Annotated in this window: 12 protein-coding genes; 2 read left to right on the forward strand and 10 right to left on the reverse strand. The window is 69.4% G+C overall.

What is annotated here, in order from left to right; translation table 11 throughout:
- Positions 1-4: 4 nt before the first annotated feature.
- The 6 genes from MEBOL_RS39505 to coaBC all read right to left on the reverse strand — a co-directional run bounded on the left by MEBOL_RS39505 (position 5) and on the right by coaBC (position 6,451).
- Positions 5-487: a hypothetical protein gene (locus MEBOL_RS39505; protein ID WP_179956358.1), complete on the reverse strand. Its 483-nt coding sequence runs from the start codon at positions 485-487 to the stop codon at positions 5-7.
- Positions 487-2,037, reverse strand: coding sequence for a lysine 5,6-aminomutase subunit alpha (gene kamD, locus MEBOL_RS39510; protein ID WP_095982248.1), 1,551 nt, complete (start codon positions 2,035-2,037; stop codon positions 487-489). The genes MEBOL_RS39505 and kamD overlap by 1 nt, the downstream gene beginning before the upstream one ends.
- Positions 2,038-2,049: 12 nt before the next feature.
- On the reverse strand, positions 2,050-3,081 hold the full coding sequence (gene kdd / locus MEBOL_RS39515) for an L-erythro-3,5-diaminohexanoate dehydrogenase (RefSeq protein ID WP_095982249.1): 1,032 nt from the start codon (positions 3,079-3,081) through the stop codon (positions 2,050-2,052).
- A 129-nt stretch (positions 3,082-3,210) separates the two neighbouring features.
- Positions 3,211-4,218 carry an alpha/beta hydrolase gene (locus MEBOL_RS39520; protein ID WP_095982250.1) on the reverse strand — a complete coding sequence of 336 codons (1,008 nt, stop codon included), beginning with the start codon at positions 4,216-4,218 and terminating at the stop codon, positions 3,211-3,213.
- A gap of 26 nt (positions 4,219-4,244) precedes the next feature.
- A complete protein-coding gene (locus tag MEBOL_RS42070) occupies positions 4,245-5,135 on the reverse strand; it encodes a uracil-DNA glycosylase (protein WP_170115742.1) in 891 nt (296 codons plus the stop codon).
- Positions 5,136-5,224: 89 nt separating this feature from the next.
- A complete protein-coding gene (coaBC, locus tag MEBOL_RS39530) occupies positions 5,225-6,451 on the reverse strand; it encodes a bifunctional phosphopantothenoylcysteine decarboxylase/phosphopantothenate--cysteine ligase CoaBC (RefSeq protein ID WP_095982251.1) in 1,227 nt (408 codons plus the stop codon).
- A 126-nt stretch (positions 6,452-6,577) separates the two neighbouring features.
- On the opposite strand from coaBC, the gene MEBOL_RS39535 reads away from it, so the two are divergent.
- Both MEBOL_RS39535 and MEBOL_RS39540 read left to right on the forward strand, forming a co-directional pair.
- Entirely contained in the window at positions 6,578-7,963 is a 1,386-nt protein-coding gene (locus MEBOL_RS39535) for a PQQ-binding-like beta-propeller repeat protein (protein ID WP_179956359.1), read from the forward strand.
- A gap of 143 nt (positions 7,964-8,106) precedes the next feature.
- Entirely contained in the window at positions 8,107-8,559 is a 453-nt protein-coding gene (locus MEBOL_RS39540) for a hypothetical protein (protein WP_095982252.1), read from the forward strand.
- 15 nt (positions 8,560-8,574) lie between these two features.
- On the opposite strand, the gene MEBOL_RS39545 is transcribed toward MEBOL_RS39540, so the two are convergent.
- From MEBOL_RS39545 to MEBOL_RS39560, 4 genes are read right to left on the reverse strand one after another with little or no spacing between them, the layout of a single operon-like run.
- Positions 8,575-9,615, reverse strand: coding sequence for a M48 family metalloprotease (locus MEBOL_RS39545; RefSeq protein ID WP_245919276.1), 1,041 nt, complete (start codon positions 9,613-9,615; stop codon positions 8,575-8,577).
- Positions 9,612-10,190, reverse strand: coding sequence for a hypothetical protein (locus MEBOL_RS39550; RefSeq protein ID WP_095982253.1), 579 nt, complete (start codon positions 10,188-10,190; stop codon positions 9,612-9,614). Before MEBOL_RS39550 ends, MEBOL_RS39545 begins: the two co-directional genes overlap by 4 nt.
- Before the next feature lie 2 nt (positions 10,191-10,192).
- Complete coding sequence (locus MEBOL_RS39555; RefSeq protein ID WP_095982254.1) at positions 10,193-12,541, reverse strand: adenylate/guanylate cyclase domain-containing protein; 2,349 nt, start codon at positions 12,539-12,541, stop codon at positions 10,193-10,195.
- A gap of 18 nt (positions 12,542-12,559) precedes the next feature.
- Positions 12,560-15,529, reverse strand: coding sequence for a carboxypeptidase regulatory-like domain-containing protein (locus tag MEBOL_RS39560; protein WP_095982255.1), 2,970 nt, complete (start codon positions 15,527-15,529; stop codon positions 12,560-12,562).
- Positions 15,530-15,594 lie beyond the last annotated feature (65 nt).

A 15,594-nucleotide genomic window follows, 5' to 3' on the forward strand; every position in this document is an offset into this window, starting at 1 on the left:
ATGGCTACTTCCCCTTCCTGGGGGCCTTCGCGTAGACGACGCTACCGGCCACCTTCTCCGCGAGCGGATCGAAGCGCTCCTGCTGCTTCTGATCCATGTGGAACACGAGCGACCAGGTCGTCTTGCCGTCACAGCCCACGTACGTCACCGTGCGCACCGACTCCGCGCCATCCGGCGTGGTGTCCGAGTCCACGCGGCGCGCCGCGGGTGCCTTGCCCAGCTTGAGCGTCTTCCAGCCCGTGTCGCCGCCCATGGCGGAGAGGATCTTCTCCAGGCACACCTGGGGCTTCATGCCCGCGGTCTGCACCGCGCCCACGTCCACCAGCACGTAGGCGTTCCCCGAGGGGTCATCGAAGCGCAGGGTGCCATCCGCCTCGGATTGCTTCCAGTCCCCGGGCAATTGGAGCGTGAGCGTCTTCACCTCGTGCTTCGCCAACTCCGCCGGCTCACCAGCCGCGAGTACCGCCACCAACAACGAGCCAAGCATCACCGTGCCTCCAGCATGTCCTGGAACGGGTTGAAGTAATCCGGGGCCTTCTCCAGCACGCCATCCAGGCCCTTGCCACCGGTCTCCGTGCGCTTCACGTCGCCGAAGTGGCCCCGGCCGATGGCCGCCACCATGCCGTCCTTCTGGCACTCCTCCAGCAACTCCATGGCCTTGGCGAACACCTCGCGCGCCCGGTTGGCGATCCGGCCGTCCTCGCGCACGGTGAATTCCTCGTCGATGCCGCGCGCCGCCCGGTGGATGTAGCTGGCGGCCTTGAGCGCCACGTAGCGGTCCGCGAGCAGGGGCGTGTGCATGGCCTCGGTCATCATACCGAGCAACTGGATGCCCTGGCGCGTCCACACGGCCACCAGGTCCGCCATCACGTCGTACGCGTGGCTGAAGAAGATGTCCGTCTCCTTGTGCTTGGTGGGCGGCATGTACTTGAGCGGCGCGTCCGGGAAGCAGCGGCGCACGAGCATGGCCTGCGACAACTCCAAGAGCAGCGTGTCCGGGCGGTGCGGATCGATCTCGTACGAGTGGCCGATGCCCAGCTGCCAGTCCTTGAGGCCCGCGCGCTTGGCGAAGCTCTCGTTGATGAACTGGCTGGCGATCACCGTATGCGCCGCGTCGTAGGCGTCCGCCGTGGTGATGTAGTTGTCCTCGCCGGTGTTGATGATGATGCCGGCCAGGGCGCAGATGCGGCGGCTGAAGTACTGGTCGATGAACGTGCGCCGCATGTTGATGTCACGGAAGAGGATTCCGTACATCGCGTCGTTGAGCAGCATGTCCAACCGCTCGTAGGCCGCGGCGAAGGCGATCTCCGCCATGCACAGGCCCGAGGAGTAGTTGGTGAGCTGGATGTAGCGCTTGAGCTTGCGGCTCTCGTCATCCAGGGCCTCGCGCATGATGCGGAAGTTCTCCTGGGTGGCGTACGTGCCGCCGTAGCCCTCGGTGGTGGCGCCGTGGGGCACGTAGTCGAGCAGCGACTGCGCCGTGGAGCGGATGACGGCGATGATGTCCGCGCCCGCCTGCGCCGCCGCGCGCGCTTGATCCACGTCGTCGTAGATGTTGCCCGTGGCCACGATGACGTACTTGTGCGGCGCCTGGCCCTGCCCCAGCTCCTTGCGCAACGCGTCACGCTGGGCGATGCGCGAGGTGAGCTCGTCCATGGCGCCCCGGGCCTCGGCCCGCACCTCCTCGCGCAGGTTGTGCTCCATCTCGGGGGACAAGGGCCCCAGCTTTTCCAGGGGCATGGCCGTCAGGCGCTCCACGGCCTCCAGGGGGCTGCGCGCGCCCATGTGCAGGGCCCGGCCATACCAGTAGGCGACGCCCCGGTTGAGCACCCCGGCGTCCTTGAGGCGGTCCACCATCAGGTTGGCGAGCGGCACGCCTCCCGGGCCCGCATCCGAGACGCCGAAGAAGCGCAGCACCGTGCGCTCGATGGAGACGGTGGTGTTGCGGCGAATGAGGTCGAAGATGGGCTCGGTGATGTCTTGCGCCATCTTGCGCGCATGATCCACCCGCGCGTCTTCGATGAACGGACCCGGCATGTTGGCACCTTACTATACGTAACGCGTTTCGAAGAGACGGCGCAGGGCGGGCTCGGCGCGCAGGAGTTCGAGAGTGAGCTGCGCATGACCTGGCACGTAGCCATTGCCCACGAGCATGGTGACGTCCTTGCCCACGCCCTCGGCCCCCAGCGCCGCCGCGGTGAAGCTCGTGGCCATGGAGAAGAAGATGACCGTTCCGCCATCCTTCACGCTCAGGATGGACGCCATCTCCGTGTTGCCCACCGAGGCGCAGTTGATGACCAGGTCGCACAACGCGCCCTGGGTGGCCTCGGACACGGCCTCCATCACCTCCACGGCCCGGGTGGCATCCACCTGGAGCGTGGCGTCGCACAGCTCCAGCCCCTTCAGGGTGGCGAGCGCCTGTCCGGAGATGTCCAGCGCGAGCAGGCGGCCCTGCCCCTTCAAGTCACGGCGCGCCTGGGCGAGGCACAACGCGCCGCTCTTGCCCGCGCCGAGCACGGCGACCGTCATGCCGGGGCGCACCCAGCGCGTCACCAGGGCGGGCGCGCCACACACGTCCAGGGCCGCGAGCGCGAGCGTGTCGGGCATGTCCTCGGGCAGCTTCGCGTAGAGGCCCGTGGCGAAGAGGATGGCCTGCCCCCGGATGTCCACCCGATCGATGGAGGGGTGCACCGCCTTCACCTCGTCGATGCGCAGCGGCGTGAGGCTCAGGCTCACCAGCGTGGCGATGCGGTCTCCCGGCTGGAGCACGCCGTGCGCGGGGTGCCCGGCACCCACCTGGTTCACCCGGCCAATCAGCATGCCGCCCGAGCCCGTCACCGGGTTCTGCATCTTGCCGCGCTCGAGGACGATCTCCCGCACCCGGGCGGCGATGCGCGTGGGATCCGCGCCCACCTCGTCCTTGATCTGCTTGAAGGACGCGGCGTCGATGTTGAGGCTCTCCACGTCGATGAGGAGCTCGGCTTCCCGGCAGGGCAGCGAGGGATCCAGCGTGCGGGCCCGTTGGGGCAGCACACCCTTTTCCCCCACGACGCGGGACAGCCCATAGTGGTCGCGGCTCATGGCAGGCCTCTCCGTGGCCACGAGCGGGAGCACCTCCCACCCGTGAGAATGCACGGATAAGCCTCTACCCGGGCGCACGCGGGAGCGCCAGGGGCTTCGTCAGACGCCCCGCGTCATGGCGAGGGGCCCTTATTCGGCCGCGAGCCGGGGCCCGATCACCGCCAGCGAGCGCTCGAAGCGGTAGTTGACGCCTGTATGGCCGTCCTCGAACTCCTCGTGCGTGAGCTCGACCCCGCCGTTCTTCAGGTCCTCGGCCACCATGCGCGCACCCCAGCGCAGGTTGAACTCGTCGCGCGAGCCGCAGTCGAGGAAGACGGTCTTCATCTTGCGGAACGCGTCCACGAACTTGGGCACGAAGCGCACCGGATCGTGCACGAGCCAGCGGTTCCACACCTCCAGGCGCAGCTTGCCCGTCTGCGCGTCGAAGGGCAGCTCCAGGTTGAGCGGCTCGCCCTTCTTGGGCGAGTAGGCGGCCGCCATGGCCAGGATGTTGATGACGGCGAAGTCCTCGCCACGCGCCTTGGTCTCGCGCGAGCGCAGGAGGAAGTCCTTGTACCAGGCCTCCACCCCACCCGCCTTGAGCATCGCCGAGGCCGCCTTGGGCAGATCCGGCAGGTAGCAATACTCGAAGTAGGCGTCGGGGGACTGGGCGCTCAGGTGCGAGAAGATCTCGGGATGGTAGCGGCCCATCACCAGCGCGCCGTAACCCCCGGAGCTGTGCCCCACCACCGCGCGTGAAAGCGCCTTGGGCAGCGTGCGGTACGTGCGGTCCACGAAGCCCACCACGTCCTTCGCCAGGAAGTCGCGGTAGCGGCCAATGGCGTCGCTGTTCACCCACTGGCTGCCGCCCAGGGACGTCCAGCCATCCGGAAACACGCCGATGACGGGTGGAATCGTGCCCGCCGCGACGAGCGCATCCAGACGCTCGGGGACACTCACCGAGAACGCCGAGAAGTTCGTCCACGACTTGCCGCTGCCGGAGAAGGCGTTGAGGAAATACACCACCGGGTAGCGGCCCGTGCCCCCCTGGTAGCCCGGGGGCAGGTACACCGTCAGCTCCCGCCGGGATGGATCTCCCAGCGGGTTGGACTCCAGCGCCGGCGAGTGCATCACCTGCGTCTCGAGAACTCCCTTCATGTCTGTCCCCTCCAGGGGGCCCACCGTCAGCCGCGCTGTCCGGTGGGCTTGCCGAAGAACTTCATCACCTGTTGTAGATCCTCCCACGCCTTGCGCTTCTCCGCTGGTTGGCGCAGCAAGTACGCCGGGTGGAAGGTGGGCATCAGCTGGATGCCCTCATACTCACGCCATGTGCCGCGCAGGCGCGTAATGGGCGTGCTATCGCGCAGCAGCGTCTGCGCCGCGAACTTGCCCAACGCCACGATGGCCTTGGGTTGAATCGCCTTGAGCTGCGCGCGCAGGAACGGCTCGCACGCGGAGACCTCGTCGGGCTCGGGGTTGCGGTTGCTCGGGGGGCGGCACTTCACCACGTTGCAGATGTAGATGTCGTCGCGGCGGTAGCCCATCGCCTCGATCATCTTCGTGAGCAACTGGCCCGCCGCGCCCACGAAGGGCACCCCCTGCAAGTCCTCGCTCTCGCCCGGACCCTCGCCCACGAAGACGAGCTCCGCGCGCGGATTGCCCGAACCGAAGACGATGTTCTTGCGGCCCGTGCACAGCTTGCACCGGCGGCAGTCCCCCAACTCGCGGCGGATCTCGTCCAACGTGGGCCGTTCGCCTCCCGGCAGCGGGCCCGTGGAGGGCCGCGCCTGGGCGGAGACGTTCGGGAGCACCAGCGGCGCCGCGACGGGGGCCGGAGGTGGGACTCGCGCGGGCGCGGGCCGCTCGACGACGGGCGCCGGGGAAGCGGGGGCGGAAGGAACAGGCCGTACGGCGGCAGGGGGACGTGGAAGACGCATGGCGCGCGCTTCGGCCGCCAGACGTGCGTCCATCTGCAGGAACCGGCCCCCGTCCTCCTCCTGCCAGAGAAGGTGGCGGCGCAGATCCTCCAGCACTTCGCTCAACACCTGCGAGGTTTCGAGGGCTTCGCTCACGATGGATAGGGTCTACGGGTCCGGGGAACTGGATTCAACGGCCTGGGGGGTAGGCTGCCTGTACGCTTACCCCAGCGTCTGGCACGACGCCACTATCGTTCCGCGGCGGGAAGGTACGCCAGGAAGGAGCGCAGCAGCGCGCGCGCCACCTCGAGCTTCGTTCCGGACAACGTCCGCTCCTGCCCATCCCGGGTCAGCACCGTCACCTGGTTGGTCTCCGTCCCGAAGCCCGCGCCCGGCGCCGACACGTCGTTGGCCACGATGACGTCCAGGCCCTTGCGCTCGAGCTTTCCTCGCGCGTACTCCACCACCCGCTGGGTCTCCGCCGCGAAGCCCACGAGCGCGGGCCGCCGGGCCCGTCCCGCGACCTTGCGAGAGGCCTCGGCGAGCACATCCGTCGTGCGCACCAGCGTCAGCGCCTCGGGCCCCTCGGACTTCTTCACCTTGTGCTCCGAGCGCGTCTCGGGCTTCCAGTCGCTCACCGCCGCGGACGCGATGAAGAGATCCACGTCCTCCACCCGGGCGAACACCTCGCGCGCCATGTCCTCCGCGCTCACCACGTCCACCACCTCGTAGCCCTGGCGATCCACCGGCCCCACCGGGCCGAGCACCACCGTCACACGCGCCCCCAGGGCCCGCGCCGCCTCCGCCAGCGCCAGGCCCATCTTCCCCGTCGAGGGGTTGGAGATGAAGCGCACCGGATCCAGGTACTCGCGCGTGGGCCCCGCGGTGATGAGCACGCGCCGGCCCGCGAGCGGCCCCGGAGCGAACAGGCTCGCCGCCGCCGCCACGATGTCCCGCACCTCCGCGAGCCGCCCCGCCCCCACGTCTCCACATGCGAGCATCCCCGCGCCCGGCCCCACCCCGTGAAAGCGCGGCGTCGCGAGCAGGGCCGCGATGTTCTCCTGGGTCCGCTCGTTCTCCCACATGGCCACGTTCATCGCGGGCGCGAATAGCACCGGGCCCCGGAAGGCCAGCAGCGAGGTCGTCACCGCGTCGCCACCCAATCCCACGCGGATGCGCGCGAGCAGATCCGCCGTCGCCGGGGCCACCACGTACAGCTCCGCCCAGCGCGCCAGGTCCAGGTGCCCGAAGTTCCCCTCCTGGGACGGATCGAAGTAGTTCGTCAGCACGGGGTGTCCGCTGAGCGCCTGGAAGGAGAGCGGCGTGACGAACTGCTGGGCGGCCTCCGTCATCGCCACGCGCACCTCGGCGCCGGCGCGCCCCAACTCGCGCACCAGTTCACATGCCTTGTATGCCGCGATGCCGCCGCCCACGCCGACGACCACCCGGCGACCCTGCAAACCCGAAGCGTCCATGCCGGGTTCCTTATGCGCCGGGGTCCGGGCTCGCAACCTCGGCATGTCGACCCGCTCCCATCAAAACAATGATTTCTTGAATTGACGGGCGTCTTTTCCGGAACACCCGCTGTAGGGTCGAGCGCCATGCGCGCCTCGTCTCTGCGTATGACCCGGGGTCTCGCCCTGGCCCTGCTCTCGCTGCATTGCGCTCACGGGGGGACGCCTCGCCTCTGGCTCCCCTCCGCCACCCAGGAATCACAGGTCCTCGGCCTCACGTCGGAGGCGCGGGACTTCTTCGTCATCGGTGCCTTCTCGGGAGCGCTGGACTGGGAGGGACAGACGCCCGTGTCCCGAGGCGCCGAGGATGTCTTCGTGGCCCGCCTCGAGCCGTCCGGCACGGTGCGCTGGCTGCGACACCTCGGCGGGGCCGGACAGGACACGGGCGACGCGGTGACCCTGTCGACGGAGGACTCGCTCATCGCCGTGGGCATGTTCTCGGGCCCGGCGGACTTCGGCGAGGTGTCCCTTCAGGGCCAGGGAGACAGCGACTGCTTCGTGAGCAAGCTCTCCCGCGAGGATGGACGCGTGCTCTGGGCCCGGGCATTCGGCGGACAGGGCGGCGTCATGTCCTGCCGCTCGGTGGCGAGCGATGCCTCGGGGGACCTCTTCGTCACCGGCCGCTTCACCGGCACCGTGACCCCCGGCACGCACCCGCTCCAGAGCGCGGGGATGAATGATCTCTTCCTGCTCAAGCTCTCCGGACGCGACGGCGCGCTCCAGTGGGCACGGCACTTCGGGGGGGCCGGAGAGGACATCGGACGGGACGTGGCGGTGGCGCCCTCGGGGACGGTGCTCCTCACGGGCCTCTTCTCCCAGGGCGTGGCTCCCGAGCCGGGCGCCATCGACTTCGGCACGGGCAAGCTCATGAGCCAGGGAGACGCGGACGCGTTCCTCGCGGCCTTCTCTCCCGACGACGGGCACGCGCTCTGGTCCCGCGCGTTCGGAGGTCCCTCTTATGATCAATCCAAGTCGGTGGTCGTCGCGGAGGATGGCGGCATCTACCTGACGGGCCTGTTCCAGCGCGAGGACGTCGCGCCCGGAGCGGAGGGGCTCTTCTTCACCGCGGGAGGCTTCGAGGGTTTCCTGGCGGGTTTCTCGCCCCTGGGCGTCGAGCGCTGGCGACACCGGTGGCCGGCGATGGTGTCCGGACATTCGCTCGCGCTCTCACCGGGGGGACAGCTCGTCCTGGCGGGGCACTTCGAGGGCTCGCTCGACTTGGGTCCGGGCGTGAAAGTGGAGAGCCTGGGACGGAGCGATGCCGTGGTGGCGGGATTCTCGACCACGGGCCAAGCCGTGTGGGCCCGGCGCTTCGGCGGCACGGGAAACGACTACGGCTACGCGGTGGCCGCATCGGAAGAGAACGTGGGGGTGGGCGGCGTGCTCTCGCGTCCCCTCGCGGAGGGCCCCCTCGTCTCCACGAGCTTCATCGCCCGGCTGCGCGCCGCGGCGCTCGACACGCACGGAGAGTAACCGAGCTTTCCAGGAAGTGAAGCACGCGGCTATGGTGTCGGGGCGCGACGGACCCTCGGGGTCCGAACAGGGTGTCGGGGTGGGGACGGCATCAGCGTCGGCTGTTCCAGGAACAGCCGGTTTCCGTCCGAGCCGGAGCAGTCATGAGCGCCACCCTTACCTTCGACGATTCGCACTGGCCCCTCGTCATCCTGCGCATCACCGGTGTGATGACGAATGGGCAGTTCGCGCAATTCCTCGCGGGTTCCACGTCCGTCCTGGCGCGCGGGGGGAAGTACGCCAGCATCACGGACGTCAGTCAGGCGGGGATTCCCCCGCTCGCGCAGTGCCGCCAACTGGCGGAGTGGATGCGCCAGCACGAGGCCAGGATGCGCGAGCACGTCCTCTGCAATGCCATCGTCGCGCCCTCGGCCTCCCTCCGATTGTCGATGAGTCTCGTCTTCCACCTCATGCCGCCCCCCATGCCGCATATCGCCGTCTCCGACATGGCCTCGGCCGTGGATTTCGCACTCGCCCGACTGGTGGACGCGGAGCGGGGCTCCGACGCCGCGAGGATCCGGCGGCACTTCGCCCCTCCCGAGCTCCACGCCGATTGAACCGCGGCGCGAGGCTCAGCGCTCGGCACTGCCCGCCCGTCGGGCCAGCAGCTCGTCCCGGAGGGGAATGACCGCCGTGCGGGTCAGGTCCACGGGCGTGGTGAAATCCCGCGCGGCCCCCCGCTCGCGCAGCTCATCCAAGTGGGTGGCCAGCCTCTTCTGCCGATCCTTGTTGCTCGGATGGGGCGTGGAAAGACCCTTCGTGGGCAGCTTTCCCAGGAAGGACACGTATGCCTCGGGCGCATAGCCGGCGGCCGCCATCAACTCCACCGCATCCAGGTCCGCGGCGTACTCATCGTCCTTGCCGAGGCCCTTCTTCATGAGGTTCTGGAGGAAGCTGTCCATGATGGCGCGGACGATGGATTCGCTCGCCTCGTCGATGTTGAACCCATTCACCGAACGAGTGACCTGGGCGAGCACTTCGCCCCACTGACCCCAGGACAGGGCGCCGACGAGTTCCGCCACGCTGTTCTGGGCCGCCTGGCCGACCTCGGAGACCAGCCCCTTCAGGGCTTCCTTCTCCGGACGACGCCCCTCGGCCGCCGCCGCCGACCTGCACTCGTCCACGAGGAACTTCTGGTATTCGATCAAGGCGTGCTTGCGCGTGATGTGCGCGATTTCATGGGCCAGCACGCCCGCGAGCTCGGCCTCGTTGTCCAGCCGCGCGAGCAGCCCCTCGGACACGAAGACATAGCCGCCGGGTCCACTCACCGCGTTGATGCCCTCGGACTGGAGCACGCCAAAGGTCCACGGCAGGGAGGGACGGCTGGATTGCGCCGCGAGGTTCTTGCCGATCTTGTTGAGCTGCACGTGCAGCGCATGGTGATCCGCGTGCTTCGTGAGGCCGCCTCCCTCGCTCACCCAGCGGACCCCCACCGCGCCACCGAACGCCCGCTCCTCGTCGAAGGAAATGACCCGGCTCTCGAGCACCGCGCATTCCTTGACCATTTCCTCCTTGCGGGCCAGCGACTCCTGCTTCGCCTCGATGTACTGAGAGCAGGTTCCAAAACCACACAAGAGCAGACAGGCCACCGGAAGGATGAGACGGCGGTTCATCGCTTCGCCCCCTTCTTCGACGTGCTCTTCACCGTGCTCGCCTTGGCGATCTTGCTCGTACCCACCACGGCGGGCAGGCCGCCCGCCTGGGCATAGGCCGCCACCTGCGCGTCCTCCACGTCCTTGGCGAGGTCCTCCAGTTTGGAGAGTTGATCCACGCTCTGAGGGAGCGGGAGTGACTTGCCATAGGCGATAGCCCCCTGCCCCAGCGCCTTGATGGCCGCGCCCGAGGACGCGAAGGCCTCGGGCGACAGGGGCTTGTCGGGCGACTCACTCGTCACCTCCAGGGCCGGAGGCGAGGCACTGAGGTTGGCCTGATAGATGACGCCCTGCAAGGAGCCCTTCGGCGTCACGGCGGTCACCTGATGCCAGGGGGTGGTGCCCTCGCGTCCGAGGTACGACACGGTGTGGCCCGGCTGGAGGATGGCGAGCGTGGTGGCGGAGGGTTTGCTCGAATCCTTGAGGTGGGTGTTCTTCGCCTTGACGTACAACACGGAGGGCTTCTGGGCCAGGGCGGCCCCCGCGAGGGAAACGCCCGTCAACGCCAACAGGGCGGCAAGTCGTTCACGGTTCATGATCACTTCTCCAGATTCGTCACGCCCTCGAAGGGCATGGCGGGTGGATGGGATACGTAGTGTTGGCACCGCGCGAGGAGCACGCGGCTCGGCCCATCCTCCGCGTCCGCCGCGAGTGCGTCTTCCAGCACGCGCACCGCCTCGGCGAAGCGGGCCTCACGGTAGAACGCGAGCGCCTGGGCGTAGCGCGCCACGGTGGCCTTCCGGGCGGAGGACAGTTCGCCCCGGCGCGCCAGCAACTCGTACACGGTCACCACCTCCGCCTTGCCCGCCACCCGGACCCGATCCAGTTCCCGCGCCTCGATGTGCGCATGCGCGAGCGCGTACGTGCGCGGGCCGATGAGGATGACCGTATCGTACGCCTTGTTGGCGCCCTCGAGCCGGGCCGCCAGGTTCATTCCGTCGCCGATGGCGGTGTAGTCGAGCAGGTGCTCGCTGCCGAAGTTGCCCACGAACATCTCCCCCGAGTTGAGACCCATGCGGGTGTAGACATCCGGCAGGCCCTCCTTCCGAAGTTCGGCGCGGAGGGAATCCACCTCGGTGCGCACGGCGAGCGCCGCGTGGCAGGCGCGCACCGCGTGGTCGGCCAGGTCCAGCGGTGCGCCGAAGAGGCAGACCACCGCGTCGCCGATGTACTTGTCCAGACAGGCCCCGTGCGCCATCAACACCGAGCTGACGCGCGTGAGGTAGCGGTTGAGCAGCGCCACGAGCGCCTTGGGATCGTCCTTGAAGCGCTCGCTGAACGAGGAGAAGCCACGGATGTCGGAGAAGAAGGCGGTGATCTCCCGCGTCTCCCCCTCCAGGGAGGGCAACCGCTGCTGCTCGACGAGCTGATCCACCAGCGTCTTGTCCAGGAAGCGGTTGAAGGACTCGCGCAGCCGCTCGCGCTCGCGGTTGGCGAACATGTGGTTGAAGGCCACCGCGGACAGGCAGGCGAACTCACCCGCGTAGATGGGCATGGCGCTGAGCACGTGGATTCCCCGCGCGAGGAACATGCCGGGCAGGAGGAAGAAGCCGAAGTAGAGCGCCAGGGGCCAGAGCAGCTCCAGCAGGGGCGCGCGCACGAGCGTGAGCAGGGCCACGGAGAAGAACGCCACGGCGGCGGTGAGCAGCAGGGACACCCAGAAGGGAGCCTCGGTGATGAAACGCCCTGACAGGAGCGCCTCCAACGCCACCGCGTGCTTGACGACTCCCGGGGCCTCGCTCTGGAACGGCGTGGCCTTCACATCGCCAGTCCCCACGGACAGCCCCCCCACGATGACCACCTTGCCCTTGAAGGTATCCTCGGGCAGGACGGGGACGTAGGGCGTGCCACGCTCGCGGTGCTCCTGGCGGCGGGCCCAATCCTCCAGCACCGCGTAGACGCTCAAGGCCTCGAACCGCTCCTGCCAGGGGCCGCCGAAGTCCAGCTCCGCGCTGCCATCCGGGTTGATGGGGAGCTCCCGCGCGCCCAGCTTCAACCGGCCCGGGGTGAGCTCCACGTGCTCCGCGCCGAGGAGATCCGCCACCGCCGCCACCGCCAGCGTGACGTAGGTGTTGGCGCCGTCCGAGTAGACGAAGCGCGTGCGGCGCAAGCGTCCATCCCGATCCGCCTCCATCCAGACGAGCCCGAAGCCGGGCGTGACGCGCAGCAGACCTGGCAGGGGTGGTACGGGGTGGAGGGAGAGCCGGGGGCCTCCGTCGCGAGGGTCATGCGCCAACGGAGGCAACGTGAGCCCGGGATGGCGCACGGGAAAGGCGAGCGCCTGGGCCACCTCGCCGGGTGGAGGGGCCGTGGGGGTCTCCTCTTCCGGGAAGCCGAAGGGATCCTCGGAGACGACCTCCGGGGAACTGGGCAGTACGGTACCGGGCAGGCGGTTGGCGGGCGTCACGGGAGGCAAGGCGGGCTGGCCCGCGTTGACGCTGAACCCCAGGGTGAGTGGAACCCTCCGCGTCTCCACCACCTGGACGAGCGCGGCATCATTCCCCTCATCGGTGCCCCGCTCGTCCATCACGCCGTCGAAGACGATGGCGCGGGCCCCCTGGTCCATCAGGTGCTCGAAGACGAGCGCCCAGAGGTTGCGCGAGTAGGGATAGACGCCGTAGTTGCGCGTGTAGCGGGGGTTGTCCCGGATGCCCTGCAACGCCTTGTCATCGATGCCGACGATCACCACCTCGCCAGAGCGTGGCCGGCCCCGGGTGAAGAGCGTGAGGCCGTTGTCGTAGGCGGAGAGCTCGGCGTCTCGCATGCGCAACAGATCATGGCGCTGGCAGAGCGCCGCGACCGCGGTGGCGAGCAGCGTCACCCCCAGGATGAGCTTCCAGCAGTTGCGCAGCCGAAGGGCGTGGACGCGGAGGAAGGGCTTCCGCATCCCGTCGACGCTAGCACCTCAGGGGCCGAGCACCACTTCCCCCGAGGTGGGCAGATCCACCGTGCGAAGCATGGGCCCCTCTTCCGAGTCCGAATGGAAGTTCGCCCAGACCAGGGTGTAGCGCCCCGGGGGGAAGCCCTGCAGGGTGAGGCTGTCGCCACGCGGCTGGTAGACCATCTGTCCGTAGCTGGCCCGCAGCAGCTCCCGGGGCGGGTTGCCCACGGAACGCACGTCCCCGGCGATGACCCACAGCGCCTTGCCCTGCCCGGTCTTCAACCGCACCGTCAGCGAGGCCGAACCCGGGGCCGGTCCAAAGTCCATCCGCCGCTCCGATTCCCCCACCTGCACCAGGAGGGCGGGCTCACCGGCGAAGTCCCGCCCCGAACCGATCGAGAAGCGGTAGTTGCCCGGAGCCACGTCCACGCTGTAGCGCCCGTCCGGGCCCGTGACGAAGCTCAAGGGCTCGCCGCGGTCCGCGTTGACGCCCTCCACCTGGATGCCCGCGGCGGGCGTGCCGTTCGGCTGGTACACCGTACCGGACAGGTGGGTAGCGGGCTTGAGCACCAGCTCCACCGCCCTGTCCTCTCGCGAGGCCGGTACCGAGGCGCTCAGGCGGCCCTTTCGCGCCGACACGTTGAACTTCGACACGAAGGCGGGGCTGGGCAGCGAGAAGCGGCCGTCCGGCCCCGTCATCACCGAGTCCTCGCACGCGTCACACCCCACCACCGCGTCCGACACGGGTCCGCCGCCCTCCTCTCGCACGAGCCCCGTCACCAGGGGCGCGCGCTGCAGCACCAGCTCGCCCAGGTCATTCGGCTTCGAGGGCTTGTCCACCATCAGCGGCTCGAAGCCCGGCGCCTCCACGGAGACGATGAGGCGATCCCCCGCGGTGGCCAGCGCCAGCTCGAAGCGCCCGTCCGTGCTCGTCACGTCATGCTCATCCAGGCGGAAGCGCCGCACCGGCTCGCCGTTCTGATCCACGACCCTGCCGGTGAACGTCTCGCGTGCCGTCAGCACCACCCGCACGGGCTCGCCACCCGCGGAGCCCTGCACACGGTCGTGCTGGTCGTAGCCGGGGTGACGTGCCTCCACCAGGTAGGGGCGTCCGGGCTTGAGCGCGCGCACCTCGAAGTGTCCCTGGGCGTCCGTCGTCACCGGCTCGCTCATGCGCGGAAGCACCGACACCGAGGCCCCCGCCACGGGCTGGCCCCGGGTGTCCACCACCTCGCCACTCAGGGGATTGCCGGACTCGAGAGACACCGTCACCCGGACGGTCTGCCCGTCCGCCACCTCCACCTTCTGCCGCTCCGAGGGCAGGTAGTCCGGGTGCATGGCCACCATCGAGTAGGTCCCCGGAGGCAGACCGCGCATGGGGACCAGCCCATCGGAGCCCGAGGAGGAATCGCTGCGGAAGATGCCATCACCCTCCACCCACAGCACCACATCCGCGCCTTCCACCCGGCGTCCCTCGGCGGTCACCGTCACCTCGATCGCCGCCCGGGGCTCCAGCTCCAGCTTCGCGTCCTCGGTGGGCGCCGTCACCTTCACCTGCCCGCCGCCCCATTCGGAGTGGTGCGCGTGCAGCTCGTACAGGCCCGGCGAGGGCACGGGCACGGAGAAATGGCCCTCGCCGTCCGCCAGCACGGCCTCACCCGTGGGTTGCACGAGCACGGACACATTGGGCGCCGGCCGGCCGTACTGGTCCAACACGTGGCCAGCGATGACCGTGGCGCGGGCCATTTCCACTTCCAGGGCCGTCTCTCCCGGCTTGATGCGGGCGGGCAACCGCACATCCCGGAACCCCTGGGCCCGGCATTCCAGGACGTAGTCGCCCACGGAGAAGGGGCCGAACCGCACCAGCTCGCCGGTGGAGGGCTTCTGGGCCTGGATGGCGTCATTGCCCCGGGCGGTGTGCAGGACCAGTTGGGGCGAGGGGACCGGCTCCCCGGCTTCATCCACCACGGTGATGAGCAGCGAGCCCGCTTCCTCCAGCTCGAGCGTCACCCGGGTGAGCCGCTCGCTCAGCGTCAGGCTTCGCGGCGCGGCGCCCCACCCACCCGCCTCGGCCGACACCACGAGCGAGTCCGGGTACAAGTCCTCGAAGCGCACCACGCCTCCCTCGGCACGAGCCTCCCGGGACAGGTGATCCGCCTTGAGCCGCACCAGGGCCGTGGCGGGCTGGCCCTGGCGGGTGACGCGCACCTCCAGCGTGCGCGAGGGCTCCAACCGCATTCGCAGGACGCGCGCGCCCGCCTCCACCTGGGGCTCCACCGCGGGCAGGAACCCCTTCGCGGAGGCCAGGACGTAGAAGGGCCCCTCACCCAGTCCGGCCAGGGTGAAGGAACCATCCGGCCCCGTCACCGCCTCGGACGGCAGAGGCACCTTGCGCGACACCGCGTGCACGCGAGCACCCGGCAGACCTCGGCCCGCGTCGTCCACCACCTGTCCGGAGATGCTCCGGGGCGCGGGCAGATACAGCTCCACCGGCTCGCCCGGGGCGGCGCGCTCGCGCATGGCGGCACCAAAACCGTCGGCCCGGGCCCAGACGGAGAAGGACACCCCGACGAGATGATCGAATCGGAAGCGGCCCTGCGCGTCCGTGCGCACGCTGAGCATGGAGCGCAGGAAGCCATGGGCCTGCTCGAAGAAATCCCACGCGTGCTGGGCGCTCTCCCGGGCGGGACACGCCAGCAGCGCCAGTCCGCACTCGTCGCAGCGCACCGAGGTGAGCGTCTTCTGCGCGCTCGCGGCGAGGAACACGTCCGCGCCCGCCACGGGCCGGCCCGCCGGATCCAACACCCGCCCGGTGAGGGTCAACCCCTCGGAAGTGCCCGAGGACACCTCCACGGATTCGAAAGAGGGCAGCGCGCGCGCTGGGGGCTCACGGATGACGGCGGGAGCCGGGGCACGTGGGCCGATCGGCCACAGCACGGCCACCGCGACGAACACCAGAACGGACGCCACCGATATGACGAGCCATTTGCGCATGGAGGACGGCGCGGGACACTAACCCCGCAACCGGCCTGCCAACCGTCATTTCGGCGCATTCATTC

Source organism: Melittangium boletus DSM 14713, from assembly GCF_002305855.1.
Taxonomy (GTDB): Bacteria; Myxococcota; Myxococcia; order Myxococcales; family Myxococcaceae; genus Cystobacter; species Cystobacter boletus.

Coding starts and splice junctions, on each gene's coding strand:
- MEBOL_RS39505 (WP_179956358.1), bottom strand. CDS start 487: ATGCTTGGCTCGTTGTTGGTGGCGGTACTCGCGGCTGGTGAGCCGGCG.
- kamD (WP_095982248.1), bottom strand. CDS start 2,037: ATGCCGGGTCCGTTCATCGAAGACGCGCGGGTGGATCATGCGCGCAAG.
- kdd (WP_095982249.1), bottom strand. CDS start 3,081: ATGAGCCGCGACCACTATGGGCTGTCCCGCGTCGTGGGGGAAAAGGGT.
- MEBOL_RS39520 (WP_095982250.1), bottom strand. CDS start 4,218: ATGAAGGGAGTTCTCGAGACGCAGGTGATGCACTCGCCGGCGCTGGAG.
- coaBC (WP_095982251.1), bottom strand. CDS start 6,451: ATGGACGCTTCGGGTTTGCAGGGTCGCCGGGTGGTCGTCGGCGTGGGC.
- MEBOL_RS39535 (WP_179956359.1), top strand. CDS start 6,578: ATGCGCGCCTCGTCTCTGCGTATGACCCGGGGTCTCGCCCTGGCCCTG.
- MEBOL_RS39540 (WP_095982252.1), top strand. CDS start 8,107: ATGAGCGCCACCCTTACCTTCGACGATTCGCACTGGCCCCTCGTCATC.
- MEBOL_RS39545 (WP_245919276.1), bottom strand. CDS start 9,615: ATGAACCGCCGTCTCATCCTTCCGGTGGCCTGTCTGCTCTTGTGTGGT.
- MEBOL_RS39550 (WP_095982253.1), bottom strand. CDS start 10,190: ATGAACCGTGAACGACTTGCCGCCCTGTTGGCGTTGACGGGCGTTTCC.
- MEBOL_RS39555 (WP_095982254.1), bottom strand. CDS start 12,541: ATGCGGAAGCCCTTCCTCCGCGTCCACGCCCTTCGGCTGCGCAACTGC.
- MEBOL_RS39560 (WP_095982255.1), bottom strand. CDS start 15,529: ATGCGCAAATGGCTCGTCATATCGGTGGCGTCCGTTCTGGTGTTCGTC.